The organism is Rhodanobacteraceae bacterium (genome assembly GCA_024234055.1).
In the GTDB taxonomy this organism is placed as follows: Bacteria; Pseudomonadota; Gammaproteobacteria; order Xanthomonadales; family SZUA-5; genus JADKFD01.
Map to the genome: position 1 here is coordinate 648,276 of JACKOW010000001.1, position 19,748 is coordinate 668,023.

At 60.7% G+C, this 19,748-nt stretch carries 28 protein-coding genes; all 28 read left to right on the forward strand.

The features are described 5' to 3' along the window. Positions 1–10 precede the first annotated feature (10 nt). Positions 11–4,213 carry a DNA-directed RNA polymerase subunit beta' gene (gene rpoC, locus H7A19_02605; GenBank protein ID MCP5473710.1) on the forward strand — a complete coding sequence of 1,401 codons (4,203 nt, stop codon included), beginning with the start codon at positions 11–13 and terminating at the stop codon, positions 4,211–4,213. 158 nt (positions 4,214–4,371) lie between these two features. Then, entirely contained in the window at positions 4,372–4,743 is a 372-nt protein-coding gene (rpsL, locus tag H7A19_02610) for a 30S ribosomal protein S12 (protein MCP5473711.1), read from the forward strand. Positions 4,744–4,761: 18 nt separating this feature from the next. After that, positions 4,762–5,229 carry a 30S ribosomal protein S7 gene (rpsG, locus tag H7A19_02615; GenBank protein MCP5473712.1) on the forward strand — a complete coding sequence of 156 codons (468 nt, stop codon included), beginning with the start codon at positions 4,762–4,764 and terminating at the stop codon, positions 5,227–5,229. Between the two features lie 27 nt (positions 5,230–5,256). After that, the gene (gene fusA / locus H7A19_02620; GenBank protein MCP5473713.1) at positions 5,257–7,347 is read left to right on the forward strand and encodes an elongation factor G; all 2,091 of its coding nucleotides are present in this window, start codon (positions 5,257–5,259) and stop codon (positions 7,345–7,347) included. Positions 7,348–7,399: 52 nt separating this feature from the next. Next, positions 7,400–8,590 (forward strand): elongation factor Tu, encoded by a 1,191-nt coding sequence (gene tuf / locus H7A19_02625; GenBank protein MCP5473714.1) that lies wholly within the window; start codon positions 7,400–7,402, stop codon positions 8,588–8,590. 224 nt (positions 8,591–8,814) lie between these two features. Beyond that, entirely contained in the window at positions 8,815–9,129 is a 315-nt protein-coding gene (gene rpsJ / locus H7A19_02630; GenBank protein MCP5473715.1) for a 30S ribosomal protein S10, read from the forward strand. 19 nt (positions 9,130–9,148) lie between these two features. Further along, complete coding sequence (rplC, locus tag H7A19_02635; GenBank protein ID MCP5473716.1) at positions 9,149–9,790, forward strand: 50S ribosomal protein L3; 642 nt, start codon at positions 9,149–9,151, stop codon at positions 9,788–9,790. 9 nt (positions 9,791–9,799) lie between these two features. Continuing rightward, positions 9,800–10,399 carry a 50S ribosomal protein L4 gene (rplD, locus tag H7A19_02640; GenBank protein ID MCP5473717.1) on the forward strand — a complete coding sequence of 200 codons (600 nt, stop codon included), beginning with the start codon at positions 9,800–9,802 and terminating at the stop codon, positions 10,397–10,399. Beyond that, positions 10,396–10,692 carry a 50S ribosomal protein L23 gene (gene rplW, locus H7A19_02645; GenBank protein MCP5473718.1) on the forward strand — a complete coding sequence of 99 codons (297 nt, stop codon included), beginning with the start codon at positions 10,396–10,398 and terminating at the stop codon, positions 10,690–10,692. Before rplD ends, rplW begins: the two co-directional genes overlap by 4 nt. A gap of 13 nt (positions 10,693–10,705) precedes the next feature. Continuing rightward, positions 10,706–11,533, forward strand: coding sequence for a 50S ribosomal protein L2 (rplB, locus tag H7A19_02650; protein ID MCP5473719.1), 828 nt, complete (start codon positions 10,706–10,708; stop codon positions 11,531–11,533). Between the two features lie 17 nt (positions 11,534–11,550). Next, positions 11,551–11,826, forward strand: coding sequence for a 30S ribosomal protein S19 (gene rpsS, locus H7A19_02655; GenBank protein ID MCP5473720.1), 276 nt, complete (start codon positions 11,551–11,553; stop codon positions 11,824–11,826). 2 nt (positions 11,827–11,828) lie between these two features. Beyond that, on the forward strand, positions 11,829–12,170 hold the full coding sequence (gene rplV / locus H7A19_02660; protein MCP5473721.1) for a 50S ribosomal protein L22: 342 nt from the start codon (positions 11,829–11,831) through the stop codon (positions 12,168–12,170). A gap of 10 nt (positions 12,171–12,180) precedes the next feature. After that, positions 12,181–12,858 carry a 30S ribosomal protein S3 gene (gene rpsC / locus H7A19_02665; GenBank protein MCP5473722.1) on the forward strand — a complete coding sequence of 226 codons (678 nt, stop codon included), beginning with the start codon at positions 12,181–12,183 and terminating at the stop codon, positions 12,856–12,858. A 15-nt stretch (positions 12,859–12,873) separates the two neighbouring features. Next, entirely contained in the window at positions 12,874–13,287 is a 414-nt protein-coding gene (rplP, locus tag H7A19_02670) for a 50S ribosomal protein L16 (GenBank protein MCP5473723.1), read from the forward strand. Next, positions 13,287–13,481, forward strand: a complete 195-nt coding sequence (rpmC, locus tag H7A19_02675) for a 50S ribosomal protein L29 (GenBank protein ID MCP5473724.1) — start codon at positions 13,287–13,289, stop codon at positions 13,479–13,481. The genes rplP and rpmC overlap by 1 nt, the downstream gene beginning before the upstream one ends. Positions 13,482–13,484: 3 nt before the next feature. Next, entirely contained in the window at positions 13,485–13,757 is a 273-nt protein-coding gene (gene rpsQ / locus H7A19_02680) for a 30S ribosomal protein S17 (GenBank protein ID MCP5473725.1), read from the forward strand. 14 nt (positions 13,758–13,771) lie between these two features. Then, positions 13,772–14,140, forward strand: a complete 369-nt coding sequence (gene rplN / locus H7A19_02685; protein MCP5473726.1) for a 50S ribosomal protein L14 — start codon at positions 13,772–13,774, stop codon at positions 14,138–14,140. A gap of 10 nt (positions 14,141–14,150) precedes the next feature. Then, the gene (gene rplX, locus H7A19_02690) at positions 14,151–14,483 is read left to right on the forward strand and encodes a 50S ribosomal protein L24 (protein ID MCP5473727.1); all 333 of its coding nucleotides are present in this window, start codon (positions 14,151–14,153) and stop codon (positions 14,481–14,483) included. A gap of 10 nt (positions 14,484–14,493) precedes the next feature. Further along, positions 14,494–15,036, forward strand: coding sequence for a 50S ribosomal protein L5 (rplE, locus tag H7A19_02695; GenBank protein MCP5473728.1), 543 nt, complete (start codon positions 14,494–14,496; stop codon positions 15,034–15,036). Between the two features lie 23 nt (positions 15,037–15,059). Further along, a complete protein-coding gene (rpsN, locus tag H7A19_02700) occupies positions 15,060–15,365 on the forward strand; it encodes a 30S ribosomal protein S14 (protein ID MCP5473729.1) in 306 nt (101 codons plus the stop codon). A gap of 24 nt (positions 15,366–15,389) precedes the next feature. Then, positions 15,390–15,788: a 30S ribosomal protein S8 gene (gene rpsH, locus H7A19_02705; GenBank protein MCP5473730.1), complete on the forward strand. Its 399-nt coding sequence runs from the start codon at positions 15,390–15,392 to the stop codon at positions 15,786–15,788. Positions 15,789–15,803: 15 nt separating this feature from the next. After that, the gene (gene rplF / locus H7A19_02710; GenBank protein ID MCP5473731.1) at positions 15,804–16,331 is read left to right on the forward strand and encodes a 50S ribosomal protein L6; all 528 of its coding nucleotides are present in this window, start codon (positions 15,804–15,806) and stop codon (positions 16,329–16,331) included. A 50-nt stretch (positions 16,332–16,381) separates the two neighbouring features. Further along, positions 16,382–16,735: a 50S ribosomal protein L18 gene (gene rplR, locus H7A19_02715; protein MCP5473732.1), complete on the forward strand. Its 354-nt coding sequence runs from the start codon at positions 16,382–16,384 to the stop codon at positions 16,733–16,735. Between the two features lie 41 nt (positions 16,736–16,776). Beyond that, the gene (gene rpsE, locus H7A19_02720) at positions 16,777–17,292 is read left to right on the forward strand and encodes a 30S ribosomal protein S5 (protein MCP5473733.1); all 516 of its coding nucleotides are present in this window, start codon (positions 16,777–16,779) and stop codon (positions 17,290–17,292) included. Then, positions 17,282–17,473, forward strand: a complete 192-nt coding sequence (gene rpmD / locus H7A19_02725; protein ID MCP5473734.1) for a 50S ribosomal protein L30 — start codon at positions 17,282–17,284, stop codon at positions 17,471–17,473. The genes rpsE and rpmD overlap by 11 nt, the downstream gene beginning before the upstream one ends. Positions 17,474–17,500: 27 nt before the next feature. Continuing rightward, positions 17,501–17,935, forward strand: coding sequence for a 50S ribosomal protein L15 (gene rplO / locus H7A19_02730; protein ID MCP5473735.1), 435 nt, complete (start codon positions 17,501–17,503; stop codon positions 17,933–17,935). Positions 17,936–17,973: 38 nt separating this feature from the next. Further along, positions 17,974–19,287: a preprotein translocase subunit SecY gene (gene secY, locus H7A19_02735; GenBank protein ID MCP5473736.1), complete on the forward strand. Its 1,314-nt coding sequence runs from the start codon at positions 17,974–17,976 to the stop codon at positions 19,285–19,287. A 103-nt stretch (positions 19,288–19,390) separates the two neighbouring features. After that, positions 19,391–19,747 carry a 30S ribosomal protein S13 gene (gene rpsM / locus H7A19_02740; protein MCP5473737.1) on the forward strand — a complete coding sequence of 119 codons (357 nt, stop codon included), beginning with the start codon at positions 19,391–19,393 and terminating at the stop codon, positions 19,745–19,747. The last annotated feature ends 1 nt before the right edge of the window (position 19,748 follow it).

Here is a 19,748-nt window from a genome sequence, read left to right on the forward strand (position 1 = left end):
GCAAAGCACCATGAAAGACCTGTTGAACCTATTCAACCAGCAGCGTCCGGCCCAGGACTTCGACTCGATCCGTATCGGGTTGTCATCGCCCGATTTGATCCGCTCGTGGTCCTATGGCGAAGTCAAGAAGCCGGAAACCATCAACTACCGCACCTTCAAGCCCGAACGCGACGGCCTGTTCTGCGCCGCAATCTTCGGTCCGATCAAGGACTACGAGTGCCTGTGCGGCAAGTACAAGCGCATGAAGCACCGTGGCGTGGTCTGCGAAAAGTGCGGCACCGAAGTCACCCTGGCCAAGGTGCGTCGCGAGCGCATGGGCCATATCGAGCTGGCCAGCCCGACCGCGCACATCTGGTTCCTGAAGTCGCTGCCCTCGCGCATCGGCCTGATGCTGGACATGACCCTGCGCGACATCGAGCGCATCCTGTACTTCGAAGCCTATGTGGTGGTCGATCCGGGCCTGACCGCGCTGACTCGCGGCCAGCTGCTGACCGAAGAAGCCTTCCTGATCGCGGTCGAAGAGCACGGCGACGAGTTCGACGCCCGCATGGGTGCCGAGGCCGTTTACGAACTGCTGCGCACCATCGATCTCAATGCCGAGATCGTGCGCCTCAAGGAAGAAATCGCCAGCACCAATTCCGAGACCAAGCTCAAGCGCCTGTCCAAGCGCATCAAGCTGATGGAAGCCTTTGTCGAGTCCGGCAACCGCCCCGAGTGGATGGTAATGACCGTGTTGCCGGTGCTGCCGCCGGACCTGCGTCCGCTGGTGCCGCTGGACGGCGGTCGCTTTGCGACTTCCGATCTGAATGATCTGTACCGCCGCGTCATCAACCGCAACAATCGCTTGAAGCGCCTGCTGGAACTGAATGCGCCGGACATCATCGTCCGCAACGAAAAGCGCATGTTGCAGGAAGCCGTTGACGCGCTGATGGACAACGGTCGTCGTGGCCGCGCCATCACCGGCACCAACAAGCGCCCGTTGAAGTCGCTGGCCGACATGATCAAGGGCAAGCAGGGTCGGTTCCGTCAGAACCTGCTCGGCAAGCGCGTCGACTACTCCGGCCGTTCGGTCATCGTGGTTGGCCCGACGCTCAAACTGCACGAGTGCGGCCTGCCCAAGAAGATGGCACTGGAGTTGTTCAAGCCCTTCATCTTCAGCAAGCTGCAGCGCCGTGGTCTGGCGACCACGATCAAGGCCGCCAAGAAGCTGGTCGAGCGTGAGAGCGCTGAGGTCTGGGACATCCTCGAAGAGGTGATCCGCGAGCATCCGGTGCTGCTGAACCGCGCGCCGACCCTGCATCGCCTCGGCATCCAGGCTTTTGAGCCGGTGTTGATCGAAGGCAAGGCCATCCAGCTGCATCCGCTGGTGTGTACTGCTTTCAACGCCGACTTCGACGGCGATCAAATGGCTGTGCATGTGCCGCTGTCGCTCGAAGCGCAGCTGGAAGCGCGCGCGTTGATGATGAGCACCAACAACATCCTGTCGCCCGCCAACGGTGAGCCGATCATCGTGCCGACCCAGGACGTGGTGCTCGGTCTGTATTACATGACCCGCGAACTGGTTGGCAAGCGTGGCGAAGGCATGGCCTTCTCCGACGTCAAGGAAGTCCATCGCGCCTACTCGGCCCACAAGGTCGATCTGCACGCCAAGGTCCGCGTGCGCATCGAAGAGACCGAGATCGACGAGGACGGCAACCGCACCAAGAAGCGTACCCTGACCGAGACCACGATCGGTCGCGCACTGCTGGCCGAGATCCTGCCGGCCGGCATGCCTTTCTCGCTGGTCAACCAGTCGCTGACCAAGAAGGCGATCTCCGGGCTGATCAACGCCTGCTATCGCCGCCTGGGCCTGAAGGACACGGTGATCTTTGCCGATCAGCTGATGTACACCGGTTTCGCCTACGCCACCCGCGCGGGCGTCTCCATCGGCATCGACGATCTCAAGATCCCGCTGGAAAAGGGCGAGATCCTGGAGCGCGCCGAGCGCGAGGTCCGTGAGATCCAGGACCAGTTCACCAGTGGTCTGGTGACCGCCGGCGAGCGCTACAACAAGGTGGTCGACATCTGGTCGCGTACCAATGAGCAGGTCGCGCAGGCCATGATGAAGGGCATTGGTACTGACAAGGCGATCGATGCAGAGGGCAAGGAGGTCGACCAGAAGTCGATGAACTCCATCTACATCATGGCCGACTCCGGCGCCCGCGGTTCCGCGGCGCAGATCCGACAGCTGGCCGGCATGCGCGGCCTGATGGCCAAGCCCGACGGCTCAATCATCGAGACGCCCATCAAGGCCAACTTCCGGGAAGGTCTGGACGTTCTGCAGTACTTCATCTCGACTCACGGTGCCCGCAAGGGTCTGGCCGACACTGCACTGAAGACCGCCAATTCGGGTTATCTGACCCGGCGCCTGGTCGACGTGGCGCAAGATGTGGTCATCACCGAAGTCGATTGCGGCACGCTGGAGCACATCACCATGGCTCCGATCGTCGAGGGCGGTGATGTCATTGAGCCCTTGAAGGATCGCGTGCTCGGTCGCGTGGTGGCGGAAGACGTGTTTGCCCCGGGCAACGATGAGGATCCGGTGGTCACCCGCAACACCTTGCTCGACGAAGCCTGGGTCGCCAAGCTCGAAGAACTCGGCGTGCAGGAAGTCAAGGTTCGCTCGACCATCACCTGCAGCACTCGCTTCGGCGTTTGCGCCATGTGCTACGGGCGTGATCTGGCGCGCGGTCATCTGGTCAACATCGGTGAGGCGGTGGGCGTCATTGCTGCCCAGTCGATCGGTGAGCCTGGTACTCAGCTGACCATGCGCACCTTCCACATCGGTGGCGCGGCATCACGTACCGCGGCACAGGATCACGTGCAGATCAAGACCACCGGCACCATCCGTCTGAACAATCTGAAGACGGTGGAGCACAATGCCGGACATCTGGTGGCGGTCTCGCGCTCCGGTGAAATCGTCGTGCTCGACGGCCACGGTCGCGAGCGTGAGCGTTACAAGGTGCCTTACGGCTCGGTGCTGGCGGTGCGTGATGGCGATGCCGTCAAGGGCGGCCAGACGGTGGCCAACTGGGACCCGCATACCCATCCGATCGTCTCGGAAGTGGCCGGTCGCATGCGCTTCATCGACTTTGTCGACGGCGTGACCGTGAACGAGCAGATCGACGACCTGACCGGCTTGCAGAGCAACGTGGTGACTGATCCCAAGCGCCGCGGTGGCGGTGCCAAGGATCTGCGCCCGATGATTCGTCTGGAAGGCATGAACGGCGAGAATCTGGTGCTGCCCGGCACCGAAATCACTGCCCAGTACTTCCTGCCCGCCGGCGCCATCGTGTCCTTGCAGGACGGTGCCGAAGTGGGTGTGGGTGACGTGGTTGCGCGTATCCCGCAGGAAACCTCGAAGACCCGTGACATCACCGGTGGTCTGCCGCGCGTGGCCGATCTGTTCGAAGCGCGCAAGCCCAAGGAACCGGCGATTCTGGCCGAGTGCACCGGCGTGGTCAGCTTCGGCAAGGACACCAAGGGCAAGCAGCGGCTGTTGATCACCGACAAGGACAGCAATGTTCACGAGGAACTGATTCCGAAGTGGCGTCAGGTCATCGTCTTCGAAGGCGAGCATGTCGAGAAGGGTGAGACCGTGGTCGACGGTGAGCCGAACCCGCAGGACATCCTGCGCCTGCTCGGTGTCGAGCCGCTGGCCGTTTACCTGACCAAGGAAATTCAGGACGTCTACCGCCTGCAGGGCGTGAAGATCAACGACAAGCACATCGAGACCATCGTCCGTCAGATGCTGCGCAAGGTGGAAGTCACCGATTCCGGCGACACCCGCTACCTGCGCGGCGAGCAGATCGATCGCATCCGCGTTCTGGAAGAGAATCAGCGCGCAGCCAGCCGCAACGAGCAGCCGGCGGCCTACGATCGCGTGCTGCTGGGCATCACCAAGGCCTCGCTGGCGACTGAGTCCTTCATCTCGGCGGCTTCCTTCCAGGAAACCACGCGAGTGCTGACCGAGGCCGCGGTGCGCGGTACCCGCGACACCCTGCGCGGGCTCAAGGAGAACGTGATCGTCGGTCGATTGATTCCGGCAGGTACTGGTCTGGCGCATCACGACAAGCGCCGTCGCAAGCACGATGAGCTGTCGAGCGAAGAGCTCGAAGTTCTGGGCGGCATCAGCCGTGGTAACCGCAGCGAGGATTTTGCGGACAGTCTCTGATTGCAGCCTCACGTCCGACCCGGGAATCCGGGTCGGACGCAGTTGCAGCCAGCTTTCATTCATACGGTGAGTTGACATCAAAATTTGATGCCAGTTAAACTCCCGCTTCTCGACAGGTCGCTTCAAGGCCTGTCGTTTGCTTTCTTAGGGATCCAGCAATGGCGACAGTAAACCAGTTGGTGCGTAAGCCGCGGTCACCGAAGTCTTTCAAGACCGCGTCTCCGGCGCTTGAGAACTGCCCGCAAAAGCGTGGCGTTTGTACTCGTGTCTACACCACCACCCCGAAGAAGCCGAATTCGGCACTTCGCAAGGTGGCCAAGGTGCGTTTGACCAATGGCTTTGAAGTCATCAGTTACATCGGTGGCGAAGGTCATAACCTGCAGGAGCACTCCGTGGTGCTGATCCGCGGTGGTCGTGTCAAGGATCTGCCTGGTGTGCGTTATCACACCGTGCGCGGTTCGCTTGATGCCTCCGGCGTTGCCAAGCGCAAGCAGAGCCGTTCCAAGTACGGCGCCAAGCGTCCCAAGTAATCACAGTCGAGATCTGCCATGTCCCGCAAAGGTTCACATCCGCAACGCGCTATCCTGCCCGACCCGAAATTCGGGAACGTGGTGATCGCGCGTTTTGTCAACATGATCATGCGTAGCGGCAAGAAAGCCGTCGCCGAAAGCATCCTGTACGGTGCTATCGACGAAATCAGCGGCAAGAACAGCGATGCCGTCGGTCTGATCGAAAAGGCCCTGAGCAATGTTGCTCCGGTGGTCGAGGTCAAGTCCCGCCGTGTTGGTGGTGCCACCTACCAGGTACCGATTGAAGTGCGTCCGGCACGTCGCTCGGCGCTGGCCATGCGCTGGGTGATCGACGCTGCGCGCAAGCGCGGTGAGACCTCGATGCCGCGTCGACTGGCCGGCGAGTTGATGGACGCTTCCGAGAATCGCGGTTCGGCCGTGAAGAAGCGCGAAGAAACCCATCGCATGGCTGAGGCCAACAAGGCGTTCTCGCACTACCGCTGGTAAGACCTCGACTGATCTGGATTCTTAGCCGTGGCCCGAGACACCCCCATCGAGCGCTATCGTAATTTCGGCATCATGGCTCACATCGATGCCGGAAAGACGACGACGACCGAACGCATCCTTTACTACACCGGCGTCAATCACAAGATCGGTGAAGTGCATGAAGGTGCGGCGACGATGGACTGGATGGAGCAGGAGCAGGAGCGTGGAATCACGATCACCTCCGCTGCCACCACGTGTTTCTGGACTGGCATGGATCAGTCTTTCCCACAGCACCGTTTCAACATCATCGATACGCCAGGGCACGTCGACTTCACCATTGAAGTCGAACGCTCCCTGCGCGTGCTCGACGGTGCCGTGTTCGTGTTGTGTGCGGTCGGCGGCGTCCAGCCGCAGTCGGAAACCGTGTGGCGTCAGGCCAACAAATATGGTGTGCCGCGACTGGCGTTCGTCAACAAGATGGATCGCGCCGGCGCCGATTTCGACAAGGTTGTGGACCAACTGAAGAACCGTCTGGCTGCCAACCCGGTGCCGATGCAGGTGCCGATCGGTGCCGAGGATCATTTCGAGGGCGTGGTTGATCTGCTCAAGATGAAGGCCATCCATTGGGATCCGGCTTCACAGGGCATGAAGTTCGAATACCGCGATATCCCGGCTGATCTGGTGGAGCGCAGCAAGAAGGCGCGCGAATTCATGGTCGAGGCCGCCGCCGAGGCCGTCGAAGAGCTGATGAACAAGTACCTGGATGGCGTGGAGCTGAGCGAGGACGAGATCATCGCCGGCCTGCGCGCCGGTACTCTGGCGACCAGTCTGATTCCGGTGTTCTGCGGCACGGCCTTCAAGAACAAGGGCGTGCAGGCAATGCTGGATGCGGTGGTGTCGCTCTTGCCTTCGCCGGTGGATCGTCCGCCGGTACGGGGTACTGATGAGCGTGAGGTCGAAGCCACGCGTGCGGCGCTCGACACCGAGCCCTTCTCGTCACTGGCGTTCAAGATTGCCACCGATCCCTACGTGGGAACGTTGACCTTCTTCCGGGTCTACTCGGGCACGCTGAGCTCCGGTGACACCGTGTACAACCCGGTCAAGAGCCGCAAGGAGCGGGTTGGTCGGATGTTGCAGATGCACGCCAACCAGCGCGAAGAGATCAAGGAAGTGCGGGCGGGAGATATCGCCGCTGCCGTAGGTCTCAAGGATGTCACCACCGGCGACACGCTGTGCGCCCTGGACAACGTCATCACGCTGGAGCGTATGGTCTTCCCCGAGCCCGTAATCGCCATGGCGATCGAGCCGAAGACCAAGGTCGATCAGGAAAAGATGGGTATCGCCCTGTCGCGCCTGGCGCAGGAAGACCCGAGCTTTCGCGTACGTACCGACGAAGAGTCGGGTCAGACCATCATCTCGGGCATGGGTGAGTTGCACCTCGAGATCATTGTCGACCGCATGAAGCGCGAGTTTGGCGTAGAAGCCAATGTCGGCAAGCCTCAGGTCGCCTATCGCGAAACCATCCGTCGCTCGGTCAGGCAGGACGGCAAGTTCGTGCGCCAGTCGGGTGGCCGCGGCCAGTACGGTCATGTCGTGCTGGAGATCGAGCCGCGTGAGCGCGGTGAGGGTTATCTGTTCGAGAATGCGATTGTCGGTGGCGTCGTACCCAAGGAATACATTCCTGCGGTCGACAAAGGGATTCAGGAAGCGGTTGCGGCTGGCGTCATGGCGGGTTTTCCGATCGTGGACGTCAAGGTACGCATCGTGGACGGTTCCTATCACGAGGTCGATTCCAACGAAATGGCCTTCAAGATCGCTGGATCGATGGGCTTCAAGGAAGGTTTCATGAAGGCGTCTCCGGTGCTGCTGGAGCCCATCATGAAGGTCGAGGTGGTGACGCCCGAGGACTACATGGGCGACGTCATGGGCGATATTTCCCGCCGTCGCGGTGTACTCCAGGGCAGCGACGAAACATCCTCCGGGAAGGTGATCAACTCGACCGTCCCGTTGGGTGAAATGTTTGGCTATGCCACTTCGCTGCGCTCGATGACACAGGGCAGAGCCACCTTCACCATGGAATTCGATCATTACGCAGAAGCTCCGGCCAACATCGCCGAAGCCGTCACGAAAAAGTCCTGAGCTAGCAAGCTCATTGTCCCAAGCACAACCAGAGATCAAAGGTTAGTTCGCCATGTCCAAGAGCAAATTTGAGCGCACCAAGCCGCACGTCAACGTGGGCACGATTGGCCACGTGGATCACGGGAAGACGACGCTGACCGCGGCGTTGACCAAGATTGGTGCAGAGCGTTTTGGTGGAGAATTCAAGGCGTACGACCAGATCGACAAGGCGCCGGAAGAGAAGGCGCGCGGCATCACGATCTCGACCGCGCACGTCGAGTACGAATCGCCGAACCGCCACTACGCGCACGTCGATTGCCCGGGTCATGCCGACTACGTGAAGAACATGATCACGGGTGCGGCGCAGATGGACGGCGCGATCCTGGTGTGCTCGGCGGCTGACGGCCCGATGCCGCAGACCCGTGAGCACATTCTGCTGTCGCGCCAGGTGGGCGTGCCGTACATCGTGGTCTACCTGAACAAGGCGGACATGGTGGACGACGCCGAGCTGCTCGAGCTGGTGGAAATGGAAGTTCGCGAGCTGCTGAGCAAGTACGACTTCCCGGGCGACGATACGCCGATCATCCATGGTTCGGCGCTGAAGGCGCTGGAAGGTGATCAGAGCGAGATCGGCGTGCCGTCGATCCTGAAGCTGGTGGATGCGCTGGACACCTACATTCCGGAGCCGCAGCGTGACATCGACAAGCCCTTCCTGATGCCGGTCGAAGACGTGTTCTCGATTTCGGGTCGTGGCACGGTGGTGACCGGTCGCGTGGAGCGCGGCATTGTGAAGGTGGGCGAGGAAATCGAGATTGTGGGCCTGAAGCCGACGATCAAGACGATCGTGACCGGCGTCGAGATGTTCCGCAAGCTGCTGGATCAGGGCCAGGCGGGCGACAACGTGGGTCTGCTGCTGCGCGGCACCAAGCGTGATGACGTCGAGCGCGGTCAGGTCATCTGCAAGCCGGGTTCGATCAATCCGCACACCAACTTCGAAGCCGAAGTGTACGTGCTGAGCAAGGAAGAGGGTGGTCGTCACACGCCGTTCTTCAAGGGTTATCGTCCGCAGTTCTACTTCCGCACGACCGACGTCACGGGCAACTGTGAGCTGCCGGAAGGCGTGGAGATGGTGATGCCGGGCGACAACGTGAAGATGGTGGTGTCGCTGATTGCGCCGATCGCGATGGAAGAAGGTCTGCGATTCGCGATTCGCGAAGGCGGCCGTACCGTTGGCGCCGGTGTCGTCGCCAAGGTCATCAAGTAAGGAATGGCTGCGGGTCCCTGCCAGGAGGCGGGGACTTTAGAGATCTGCTTTAACCGAACATAAACAGTTTCGTTTAGGGCTTGGCAATTACAACGCCGCGGAGTATAGTTCGCGGCCCTCTTGCTCGCTTTGCGAGCGAGAACAAACATCGGCGGTGGAGCGTAGGCTCAAGGATGTGGCGAACGCGCGAAATGCGCGGCGTGAACACCGCTACGGAGAGAAACATGGCTCAGCAACAGCGAATTCGTATTCGGCTGAAGGCTTTCGATCATCGTCTGATCGACAGGTCTGCCAGCGAGATCGTCGAGACCGCCCGCCGCACCGGGGCTCAGGTCCGAGGTCCTATCCCTCTTCCCACGAAGATCGAGCGCTACACCGTGCTCACTTCGCCGCACGTCGACAAGGACGCGCGTGACCAGTACGAGACCCGCACGCACAAGCGTGTGATGGATATCGTCGACCCGAACGACAAGACCGTGGACGCGCTGATGAAGCTCGACCTGGCCGCGGGCGTCGACGTTCAGATCAAGCTCTACTGAGAACTCGAGGAGATCAGTCATGACTATCGGATTGGTTGGCCGCAAGTGCGGCATGTCCCGAGTGTTTACCGAGAACGGCGAGTCGGTGCCGGTGTCGGTCATCGAGGTGGAAGCAAATCGCGTGACCCAGGTCAAGACCAAGGACACGGATGGTTACGATGCCATCCAGGTCACGACGGGCAGCAAGCGCACGGCGCTCGTCAACAAGCCGCAGGCGGGGCATTTCGCGAAGGCGAAGACCGGCCCGGGCCGCGGCCTCTGGGAATTCCGTCTGGATTCGGCTGATGTCGGCAAGTTCGATGTCGGCGCCGAGCTGAAGGCAGATGTGTTCACCGAAGGCCAGATCGTCGATGTCGCTGGTGTGACTCGCGGCAAGGGCTTCCAGGGCACGATCAAGCGCTGGAACTTCACGATGGGCGATGCCACCCACGGTAACTCGCTGAGCCACCGTTCCCCGGGTTCCATCGGTCAGCGCCAGACGCCGGGCCGCGTGTTCAAGGGCAAGAAGATGGCCGGCCACATGGGTCACGTCAACGAGACCACTCAGAACCTCCGCGTGGTGCGCGTCGATGTCGAGCGCAATCTGCTGCTGGTTCGTGGTGCCATTCCCGGCGCGCCGGGTGGTGACGTCGTCGTGCGGCCCGCATCGAAGGGGCGCTGAGGAATGACCATGGAATTGAATGTCGTGGGCGCGAGCCCGATGCAGGTTTCCGAGGCGGTGTTCAATCGCCCCTATTCGGAGGCGCTGGTTCATCAGATCGTCACCGCGTACCGCAATGCCGGTCGCGCGGGTACCAAGAAGCAGAAGACCCGTTCCGAAATGTCCGGAACGACGAAGAAGTTCAAGAAGCAGAAGGGCGGCGGCGCCCGTCACGGCGATTACCGTGCGCCGATCTTTGTCGGTGGTGGCCGCGCCTTCGCCGCTCGTCCGCGCAGCTTTGCGCAGAAGGTCAACCGCAAGATGTATCGCGCTGCCATGCAGACGATTCTCTCGGAGTTGATCCGCCAGGACCGCGTGCGTGTGATCGCCGGCCTTGAGATTGCTGACAGCAAGACCAAGTCCTTTGTCGCGAAGTTGAACGAGCTCGGTGTCAATCGCGCTACCTTTGTGGCCAGTGAAGTCAGTGAGAATGCTTACCTCGCGGCACGCAATATTCCCCACGTGCACGTCGTTGATGTGCATGGGTTGAACCCGGCGAGTCTGGTCGGCACCGACAACCTGGTGCTGACGGTCGACGCGGTCAAGAAGATTGAGGAGTGGCTGTCGTGAGTAATCAGCGATTGCTGTCGGTGCTGATCGCACCGCGGATCTCGGAAAAGGCGGCCCGTATCCAGGCCGACCACAACCAGTATGTGTTCGAAGTGGCGACCACTGCCACCAAGCTTGACGTCAAGGCAGCGGTTGAAACGCTGTTCAAGGTCAAGGTCGAGGGCGTCCGGGTTCTGAACGTGAAAGGCAAGAGCAAGGGTTTCCGTGGGCGCACTGGCAAGCGCGCCGACTGGCGGAAGGCCTATGTCACGCTGGCCGACGGTCAGTCCATCGAATTCGGCACGCAGGCCTGAGAGGAAAGCGATCATGCCTCTGATTAAAGTTAAGCCAACGTCCCCCGGTCGCCGCGGCGTGGTTCGTGTTGTGACCCCCGAGCTGCACAAGGGAGGTCCATACAAGCCGCTGGTCGAGCCCCAGGACAAGACCGGTGGTCGTAATCACCACGGTCGCATCACCACGCGTCATCGCGGCGGTGGTTCGCGTCAGCATTACCGTCTGATCGATTTCAAGCGCGACAAGGACGGCATTGCAGCCAAGATCGAGCGTCTCGAATACGATCCCAACCGCACTGCGCACATTGCCCTGCTGCTGTACATCGATGGCGAGCGTCGTTACATCATTGCGCCCAAGGGTGCGAAGGTGGGCGATGCGATCCTCAGCGGCCGCGATGCGCCGATCAAAAACGGCAATTGCCTGCCGCTGCGCAACATGCCGATCGGCAGCACGGTCCATTGCATTGAAATGAAGCCCGGCAAGGGCGCACAGCTGGCTCGCGCCGCTGGTGCCTCGGCCCAGTTGGTGGCCCGGGAGCAGGGCTACGCGACGCTGCGACTGCGCTCCGGCGAAATGCGTAAGGTGCCGGCTGATTGCCGCGCCTGCGTGGGTGAAGTGTCTAACTCCGAGCACAACCTCGAGAGTCTCGGCAAGGCCGGTGCCACGCGTTGGCGAGGCATTCGTCCGACGGTTCGCGGTGCAGCCATGAACCCGGTCGATCACCCGCACGGTGGTGGTGAAGGCCGATCCGGCCAGGGCAACCCGCATCCGGTGTCGCCGTGGGGTACGCCGAGCAAGGGCTACAAGACGCGCAAGAACAAGCGCACCAGTGTGTTCATTGTGCGCCGTCGTAACGGCTGATTGAGGGCTAAGGAATCATGTCTCGTTCATTGAAGAAAGGCCCCTTCGCCGATCTGCACCTTCTCAAGAAGGTTGAAGTGGCGGCGGCGGGGAACAGCAAGAAGCCGATCAAGACTTGGTCGCGTCGTTCGATGATCCTGCCGGAAATGGTGGGTCTGACGATCGCGGTTCACAACGGTCGGTTGCACGTTCCGGTGGTGATCAACGAAAACATGGTGGGCCACAAGCTTGGAGAGTTCGCGCCGACGCGCACCTTCAAGGGCCACTCCGGCGACAAAAAGGCGGGTAGGTAATCATGGAAGCGCGCGCAATACTGCGTACGGCGAGGATCTCGCCGCAGAAGGCTCGTCTGGTTGCTGACCAGGTGCGGGGCATGGCGGTCGGACGGGCAGAGCAACTGCTGACGTTCAGCCCGAAGAAGGCTGCAGGGATGATTCGCAAGGTACTGCTGTCCGCGGTATCCAATGCCGAAAACAACCTGGGCGCCGATGTCGACGAGCTCAAGGTCCAGACGATCTGCGTGGACGAAGGTCCGCAGCTGAAGCGTCTGCATGCTCGCGCCAAGGGTCGCGCGAACCGAATCATCAAGCGCACGAGTCACATCACCGTGATTGTCGGCGACGGCCGCGCGGACTGAGGATCAAAACATGGGTCATAAAGTCAATCCCGTTGGCATCCGTCTCGGAATCTCCCGAGACTGGAATTCGAAGTGGTATGCCGGCCGCAAGGAATTTGCCGACTATCTGGTGGCGGATCTCAAGGTGCGCGAGTACCTGAAGAGCCGTCTCAGCCAGGCCGGCATCAGCAAGATTCAGATCGAGCGTCCTGCGAAGACCGCCCGCCTCACCATTCACACCGCCCGTCCGGGTGTGGTGATTGGCAAGAAGGGTGAGGACATCGAAAAGCTGCGCAAGGAAGTGTCGGACATCATGGGCGTGCCCACGCACGTCAATGTGGCCGAGATCCGCAAGCCGGAGCTTGATGCGCAGCTGGTGGCCGAGTCGATCACCCAGCAGCTCGAGCGTCGCATCATGTTCCGCCGCGCCATGAAGCGCGCGGTGCAGAACGCGCTGCGCCTCGGTGCCCTCGGTGTCAAGGTGAGCGTTGCCGGTCGTTTGAACGGTGCGGAAATCGCGCGCTCGGAGTGGTACCGCGAAGGTCGCGTTCCGCTGCACACGCTGCGAGCCGACATCGACTATGGGTTCGCTGAAGCTAAGACCACCTACGGCATCATCGGTGTCAAGGTATGGATCTACCGCGGCGACATCTTTGATCTCTATGCGCCTCAGGCTGACACCAAGGCCGAGCGCACGCAGGCGAAGTAAGGGAGTATCGAAGCCATGCTGCAACCTTCACGAACCAAGTATCGCAAGGCGCACAAAGGCCGTAACAATGGTCTGGCCTTTGTTGCGAACAAGGTCAGTTTCGGCGAATACGGTCTCAAGGCCGTTGAGCACGGGCAGCTGACTGCGCGGCAGATCGAAGCCGCCCGCCGGACCATTTCCCGCTACGTCAAGCGTGGTGGCAAGTTGTGGATCCGAGTGTTTCCGGACAAGCCGATTTCGAAGAAGCCGATCGAAGTTCGCATGGGTAACGGAAAGGGCAACGTCGAGTACTACGTCGCGCAGATCCAGCCCGGCCGGATGATCTATGAGATGGAAGGGGTTTCAGAAGTACAGGCGCGTGAAGCGCTGGCTCTGGCCGCTGCCAAGTTGTCCGTCAAGACCATTTTCGTTACCCGTTCGGTGATGTGATGAATGCCAGTGAACTACGAACCAAGTCGATCGTCGAGTTGAAAGAGCAACTCGTCGGCCTGCGCCAGGAGCAGTTCAATCTGCGCATGCAACGCGGCCAGGGTCAGCAGACTCAGGTCCATCAGATCAAGCGTGTACGTCGCGATGTCGCACGCGTTAAGACCGTCATCGCCGAGATCGAGCGCAAAGGTTAAGCCATGAGCGAGCAGCAGACAGAAACCACCAAGAAGGCCCGACCGCTGGTTGGCGTCGTGGTGAGCAACAAGATGCAGAAGACCGTGACGGTCCTGGTCGAGCGCCAGGTCAAGCACGGCATGTACGGCAAGTACATCCGTCGTTCGACCAAGTTCCATGCGCACGACGAACTCGGCGCCTGTGAAGGTGACACGGTCACGATCACTTCCTGTCGCCCGATTTCCAAGACCAAGAGCTACGCGGTCACCGAAATCGTCCGGCGCGCTGGCGAGTAAGAGGAGACCATCTCATGATCCAGATGCAGAGCACGCTGGCCGCGGCCGACAACAGTGGCGCGAAGGAACTGATGTGTATCAAGGTGCTGGGTGGTTCCAAGCGCCGCTACGCCAACATCGGTGACGTGATCAAGGTCTCCGTGCGCGCGGCCATTCCGCGTGGCAAGGTGAAGAAGGGCGAGGTCTACGATGCAGTGGTGGTACGTACCCGCAAGGGTGTGCGTCGTGCCGACGGCTCGCTCGTGCGCTTCGACGGCAACGCCGCCGTTTTGTTGAACAACAAGCTTGAGCCGATCGGCACTCGCATCTTTGGACCCGTGACCCGTGAATTGCGGTCGGAACGGTTCATGAAGATCGTGTCGCTTGCTCCTGAAGTGCTTTGAGGGGTTGGTTATGAACCGTATTCGTAAAGGCGATCAGGTTGTGGTGATCGCTGGCAAGGACAAAGGCCGCAAGGGCGCAGTCACGCGCGTCACGGCGGAAGGTCGCGTCTATGTTGAGAACGTGAACATCGTCAAGCGTCACACCAAGGCGAATCCCCAGGCCAACCAGCCGGGCGGAATCATCGAACGTGAGGCTGCAGTCGACGCGTCCAACGTGATGCTGCTGAATCCCAAGACCCAAAAGGGCGACAAGGTCGGTTTCAAGACCGTCAAGAACGACGCCGGTGTGGAGCACAAGGTCCGCGTGTACCGCTCCACGGGCGAAGTCATCGATATAGTTTGAGAGGCTGACCGTGAGCGCGAGACTCGAATCGTTTTACCGTGAGACTGTAGTACCGAAACTGGTTGAGAAGTTCGGCTACAGCAACCCGATGCAGGTGCCGCGTCTGGTCAAGATCACGCTCAACATGGGCGTGGGCGAAGCTGTCGGCAACAAGAAGATTCTTGAGAATGCTGTCGAGGACATGACCAAGATCTCTGGCCAGAAGCCAGTGACCACCTTGGCCAAGAAATCCATCGCGGCCTTCAAGATTCGCGACGGCTGGCCGATTGGCTGCAAGGTGACCCTGCGTCGTCGTCAGATGCTCGAGTTTCTCGATCGCCTGGTCAATGTTTCACTCCCGCGTGTACGCGATTTTCGCGGCCTCTCGGGCCGGGCCTTCGACGGGCGCGGCAATTACAATTTTGGTGTGAAAGAGCAGATCATCTTCCCCGAAATCGATTTCGACCAGGTCGATGCGATTCGCGGTATGGACATCTGTGTCACCACCACGGCCAAGACCGACCAGGAGGCGAAAGCGCTTCTGGAGGCATTTGGCTTCCCGTTCCGTAACTGATCGCGCTGTTCAGGAGATATCCCGTGGCGAAAACGTCGATGGTGAATCGCGAGATCAAGCGCGAGAAGTTGGCCAAGCGGTACGGTGCTAAGCGCATCGAACTCAAGGCCGTCATTTCGAGCCTGACCGCGTCGTATGAAGAGAAGATGGAAGCACAGGCCAAGCTGCAGAAGCTGCCGCGTGACTCCAGTCCGTGCCGTCAGCGCAGTCGTTGCGCTCTGTCGGGTCGTCCGCGTGGTTTCTACCGCAAGTTCGGCTTGGGTCGAAACAAACTCCGCGAAGCCACCATGCGTGGCGACGTCCCGGGTCTGCGCAAGGCCAGCTGGTAAGAATTCAGGAATCAGGTAATCGTCATGAGCATGACCGATCCAATTGCCGACATGTTGACGCGCATCCGCAATGCGCAAGCCATGGGCAAGGCAAGTGTGCAGATGCCGGCTTCGCGGGTGAAACTCGCGATCGCCGAATTGTTGAAAGACGAGGGCTACGTCGAAGACGTGGTGGTCTCGGAAGCGGGCGTGGGCAAGCGGGTGCTGGGCTTGAAGCTCAAGTACTACCTTGGCCGGCCGGTGATCGAGAAGATCGAGCGAATCAGCCGACCTGGCCTGCGCAAGTATCGTGGCAAGGATGGTCTGCCGACGATCCTGGGCGGACTGGGCATCGCCATTGTGTCGACCTCCAAGGGTCTGATGACCGACGCCAAGGCCCGTTCCGAAGGGCTGGGCGGCGAAGTCTTGTGCCTGGTCGCGTGATCCTAGGAGTTCATCATGTCACGTGTAGCTAAAAAGCCAATTTCCCTGCCCAAGGGCGTCGAGATGTCGATGGCCGCGGGTTCCATCAGCGTCAAGGGACCGAAGGGCACCTTGTCGATCGCGCAGCCGGCCGGTGTCAGTGTCAATGTGGATGGCGGCCAGGTCAACGTCAGTCCTGCGGATCTGGCGAACGACGCCATGGCTGGCACCGTCCGTGCGCTGCTGGCGAATCTGGTGACCGGTGTGTCTGCCGGTTATGAGCGCAAGCTTGAACTGGTCGGTGTTGGCTATCGCGCCGCCATGCAGGGTCGCGATGTCAATCTGACCCTGGGCTTCTCGCACCCGGTGCTGTTCAAGGTGCCCGAGGGCGTCAGCGTCGAGACGCCGACTCAGACAGAAATTCTGATCAAGGGCGCCGACAAGCAGGCTGTGGGTCAGGTTGCTGCGAAGATCCGCGCGTTCCGTCCGCCTGAGCCCTACAAGGGCAAGGGTGTGCGTTACAGCGGCGAGAAGATCACGCTCAAGGAAGCGAAGAAGGCCTGATTTCGGTCTGGGCCCGGTTTCATGCAAGGACATTAATAGTCATGGCCAAAGTGGACAAGAAAGAAGCGCGACTGCGCAGAGCGCAATCGACACGGCATCGGATTCGGGAACTGATGGTTCCACGGCTGACCGTACACCGCAGTGGGCAGCATATTTACGCCCAGGTTTTCGCGGCTGGCGGCTCCGGTGTGTTGGCGGCAGCGTCAACCTTGGAAAAGGAGGTCCGTGAGGGCCTGACCGGAACCAAGAACAAGGCTGCAGCGGCTGCGGTCGGCAAGGCGATTGCCAAGCTGGCTTTGGCGGCGGGAGTAGACCGAGTTGCGTTTGATCGTTCGGGGTTTAAGTACCACGGACGTATCCAGGCGCTGGCCGACGCGGCTCGCGAGGGCGGCCTCCAGTTCTGAGGACGGCTTTGCCGCCCCCTCGATCTCTATAGGTGAGTAGCATGTCTAACGATAACGAAAGTAGTGATGGCCTGCTGGAAAAGCTGGTTGCGGTCAACCGCGTGGCCAAGGTGGTCAAGGGCGGTCGGCAGTTCGGCTTTACGGCACTGACCGTGGTTGGCGACGGTAACGGTCGCGTCGGAATCGGCTACGGCAAGGCGCGAGAAGTGCCCGCCGCAATCTCCAAGGCCATGGACCGCGCTCGTCGCAACATGGTCAAGGTGAGCCTGAATGCAGGCACCTTGTGGTATCCGGCTCAGGGTGTCCATGGTGCGGCCAAGGTGTACATGCAGCCTGCTTCCGAAGGTACCGGCGTTATTGCCGGCGGCGCCATGCGCGCAGTCTTCGAGGTGGTCGGCGTACAGAACGTGTTGGCGAAGTCCTTCGGTTCGCGTAATCCGATCAATCTGGTGCGCGCCACCATCAAGGGTCTGGCGCGGATGGCAGCTCCGGCTGACTACGCTGCCAAGCGCGGCAAGAGTCTGGAAGAGTTGACGGGGAAGTCGCATGAGCAGTGAAAACAATGCAACGGTTCGCGTCCGCCTGGTGAAGAGCCCGAACAGCACGCCGGCGCGTCATCGCCTGTGCGTCAAGGCTCTGGGACTGAAGCGCATGAATCACGTCGTCGAACTGAAGGACAGCCCCTGCGTTCGCGGCCTGATAGAAAAGGTCAATTACCTGGTTCGTGTCGAAAGCTGACGCTGTCGAACGAGTGGAGATGTATCCGTGAGACTTAATACGATCAAGCCCGCCGAGGGCAGCAAGAAGGAAGCCCGCCGCGTCGGGCGCGGCATCGGCTCGACCCTGGGCAAGACCTGCGGTCGCGGTCACAAGGGCCAGTTCGCACGCGCCGGCAAGGGCAAGGTGAAGGCTGGCTTCGAGGGTGGTCAGATGCCCTTGCAGCGTCGCCTGCCGAAAATCGGATTCCGCTCGAAGATGTCTGCCGATGCGGCCGAAGTCATGCTCTACCGTGTGGACAAGGTCGAAGGCGATCTGGTTGACCTTGCCACGCTGAAAGCGGCCGGCATGGTCGGTTCCAATGCCAAGCGCGTGAAGATTGTCAAGCAGGGCGAAATCACTCGCGCGGTCAACGTGCGCGGAATTGCCTGTACCGAGGGTGCCAAGGCGGCAATCCTCGCAGCCGGCGGATCGGTGGAGTAAGACTCTTGGCCAAGGCGTCGAACAGTTCAGCCTCAGCGATGGGCGGGCTCGGAAAGATGACCGAGCTGCGCTCGCGTCTGCTTTTCGTTCTCGGTGCGCTGATCGTCTTCCGGGCGGGCAGCTTCATTCCCGTGCCGGGCGTGAATCCCGAGGCCCTGCTGCAGTTGATGCAGTCGCAGCGCGGGACCATCATCGACGTGTTCAACATGTTTTCGGGCGGCGCGCTAGCGCGCTTCTCGGTTTTCGCCCTCGGCGTCATGCCTTATATCTCCGCGTCGATCGTGGTTCAGATTCTGGCGACGGCCCTGCCGTCGTTGCAGGCACTGAAGAAGGAAGGTGAGGCCGGTCGACGCACGCTGACGAAATACACCCGATGGGGCACCCTGGGTCTGTCCATTTTCCAGGGCTTCGGCGTGGCCTTCGCCTTGCAGCAGCAGGGCGGCAGCGTGGTGATCTCGCCTGGCGTCGGCTTCCTGGTGACGGCGGTGATCAGTCTGACGGCTGGCACGATGTATCTGATGTGGCTTGGTGAGCAAGTGACCGAGCGCGGTATCGGGAACGGTATCTCGATCCTCATCTTCGCCGGCATCGTGGCCGGTTTCCCGGGTGCGATTGCGACGACGCTGGAATTGGCCAGCACCGGCCAGCTCCAGTTCCTGTCGATCATTCTGGTCTTGGGCATTGTGGTCGTGGTGACGGCGTTCGTGGTGTTCATGGAGCGAGCGCAGCGACGTATCACCGTGAATTACGCGCGTCGAATGTCGGGGCGGCAGGCTTATCAGAACCAGTCCTCGCATCTGCCTCTGAAGCTGAATATGTCGGGCGTGATTCCGCCGATCTTTGCGTCAAGCCTGATCCTGTTTCCGGCGACTGCTGCAACCTGGTTCGGAACTGGAGAGGGCTCGCGCTGGCTGCAACGTGTTGCGGCCATGCTGGGTCCGGAGCAGCCGCTGCACATGCTGATCTACTCGGCACTGATCTTCTTCTTCGCCTTCTTCTACACAGCGTTGGTCTTCAATGCGCAGGAGACGGCTGACAATCTGAAGAAGTCCGGCGCCTTGATCCCGGGCATTCGCCCCGGTAAGGCAACGGCCGAATACATTGACGGCGTGCTGACGCGTCTGACGGCAGTCGGTGCCCTTTACTTGGTCGCGGTCTGCCTGCTCCCGGAGATCATGCGGATCTATTTCGATGTGCCGTTCTACTTCGGTGGAACGTCATTGTTGATCGTGGTGGTTGTAGTGATGGACTTCATGGCGCAGATTCAGGCGCATCTGATGTCGCACCAGTACGACAGTCTGTTGAAGAAAGCGAACCTCAAGAACGTCGGGCGTGGCGGCTTGCTGAAGTAAAGCTGTCCGTCAGCCCGGAATCAGAAGAAACTTGCGCATCGCTGGTAGGAAGCTGCTACAATAGGCGGTTCCACCAGTCGCGCTCTTGAAGTGGAGAGTACTCATGGCACGTATCGCGGGAGTCAATATCCCGGTCAACAAGCATGCGTGGATCGGCTTGACCAGTATCTACGGGATCGGGCGTAGCAGTGCACGCAAGATCTGCGCGGGCGCTGGTGTCGACCCGGCCACCAAGGTCAAGAGCCTCAGCGAGGCCGAGGTCGAGCGTTTGCGTGCCGAGATCGGCAAGTTCACCGTCGAAGGTGATCTGCGTCGTGAAGTGGCGATGAGCGTCAAGCGGTTGATTGATCTGGGCTGCTACCGCGGCCTGCGTCATCGCAAGGGCCTGCCGATCCGCGGCCAGCGTACCCGCACCAACGCGCGCACCCGCAAGGGCCCGCGTAAGCAGATCAAGAAGTAAG

Bases quoted from the DNA above. Each gene is read 5' to 3' on its own strand.
- rplC (MCP5473716.1), top strand. From the start codon at position 9,149: ATGACTATCGGATTGGTTGGCCGCAAGTGCGGCATGTCCCGAGTGTTT.
- rplB (MCP5473719.1), top strand. From the start codon at position 10,706: ATGCCTCTGATTAAAGTTAAGCCAACGTCCCCCGGTCGCCGCGGCGTG.
- rpoC (MCP5473710.1), top strand. From the start codon at position 11: ATGAAAGACCTGTTGAACCTATTCAACCAGCAGCGTCCGGCCCAGGAC.
- rpsM (MCP5473737.1), top strand. From the start codon at position 19,391: ATGGCACGTATCGCGGGAGTCAATATCCCGGTCAACAAGCATGCGTGG.
- rpsJ (MCP5473715.1), top strand. From the start codon at position 8,815: ATGGCTCAGCAACAGCGAATTCGTATTCGGCTGAAGGCTTTCGATCAT.
- rplX (MCP5473727.1), top strand. From the start codon at position 14,151: ATGAACCGTATTCGTAAAGGCGATCAGGTTGTGGTGATCGCTGGCAAG.
- secY (MCP5473736.1), top strand. From the start codon at position 17,974: ATGGGCGGGCTCGGAAAGATGACCGAGCTGCGCTCGCGTCTGCTTTTC.
- rplP (MCP5473723.1), top strand. From the start codon at position 12,874: ATGCTGCAACCTTCACGAACCAAGTATCGCAAGGCGCACAAAGGCCGT.
- rplD (MCP5473717.1), top strand. From the start codon at position 9,800: ATGGAATTGAATGTCGTGGGCGCGAGCCCGATGCAGGTTTCCGAGGCG.
- rplN (MCP5473726.1), top strand. From the start codon at position 13,772: ATGATCCAGATGCAGAGCACGCTGGCCGCGGCCGACAACAGTGGCGCG.
- rpsG (MCP5473712.1), top strand. From the start codon at position 4,762: ATGTCCCGCAAAGGTTCACATCCGCAACGCGCTATCCTGCCCGACCCG.
- rpmC (MCP5473724.1), top strand. From the start codon at position 13,287: ATGAATGCCAGTGAACTACGAACCAAGTCGATCGTCGAGTTGAAAGAG.
- rpsH (MCP5473730.1), top strand. From the start codon at position 15,390: ATGAGCATGACCGATCCAATTGCCGACATGTTGACGCGCATCCGCAAT.
- rpsC (MCP5473722.1), top strand. From the start codon at position 12,181: ATGGGTCATAAAGTCAATCCCGTTGGCATCCGTCTCGGAATCTCCCGA.
- rpsE (MCP5473733.1), top strand. From the start codon at position 16,777: ATGTCTAACGATAACGAAAGTAGTGATGGCCTGCTGGAAAAGCTGGTT.
- rplF (MCP5473731.1), top strand. From the start codon at position 15,804: ATGTCACGTGTAGCTAAAAAGCCAATTTCCCTGCCCAAGGGCGTCGAG.
- rplV (MCP5473721.1), top strand. From the start codon at position 11,829: ATGGAAGCGCGCGCAATACTGCGTACGGCGAGGATCTCGCCGCAGAAG.
- rpsS (MCP5473720.1), top strand. From the start codon at position 11,551: ATGTCTCGTTCATTGAAGAAAGGCCCCTTCGCCGATCTGCACCTTCTC.
- tuf (MCP5473714.1), top strand. From the start codon at position 7,400: ATGTCCAAGAGCAAATTTGAGCGCACCAAGCCGCACGTCAACGTGGGC.
- rpsL (MCP5473711.1), top strand. From the start codon at position 4,372: ATGGCGACAGTAAACCAGTTGGTGCGTAAGCCGCGGTCACCGAAGTCT.
- rpsQ (MCP5473725.1), top strand. From the start codon at position 13,485: ATGAGCGAGCAGCAGACAGAAACCACCAAGAAGGCCCGACCGCTGGTT.
- rpmD (MCP5473734.1), top strand. From the start codon at position 17,282: ATGAGCAGTGAAAACAATGCAACGGTTCGCGTCCGCCTGGTGAAGAGC.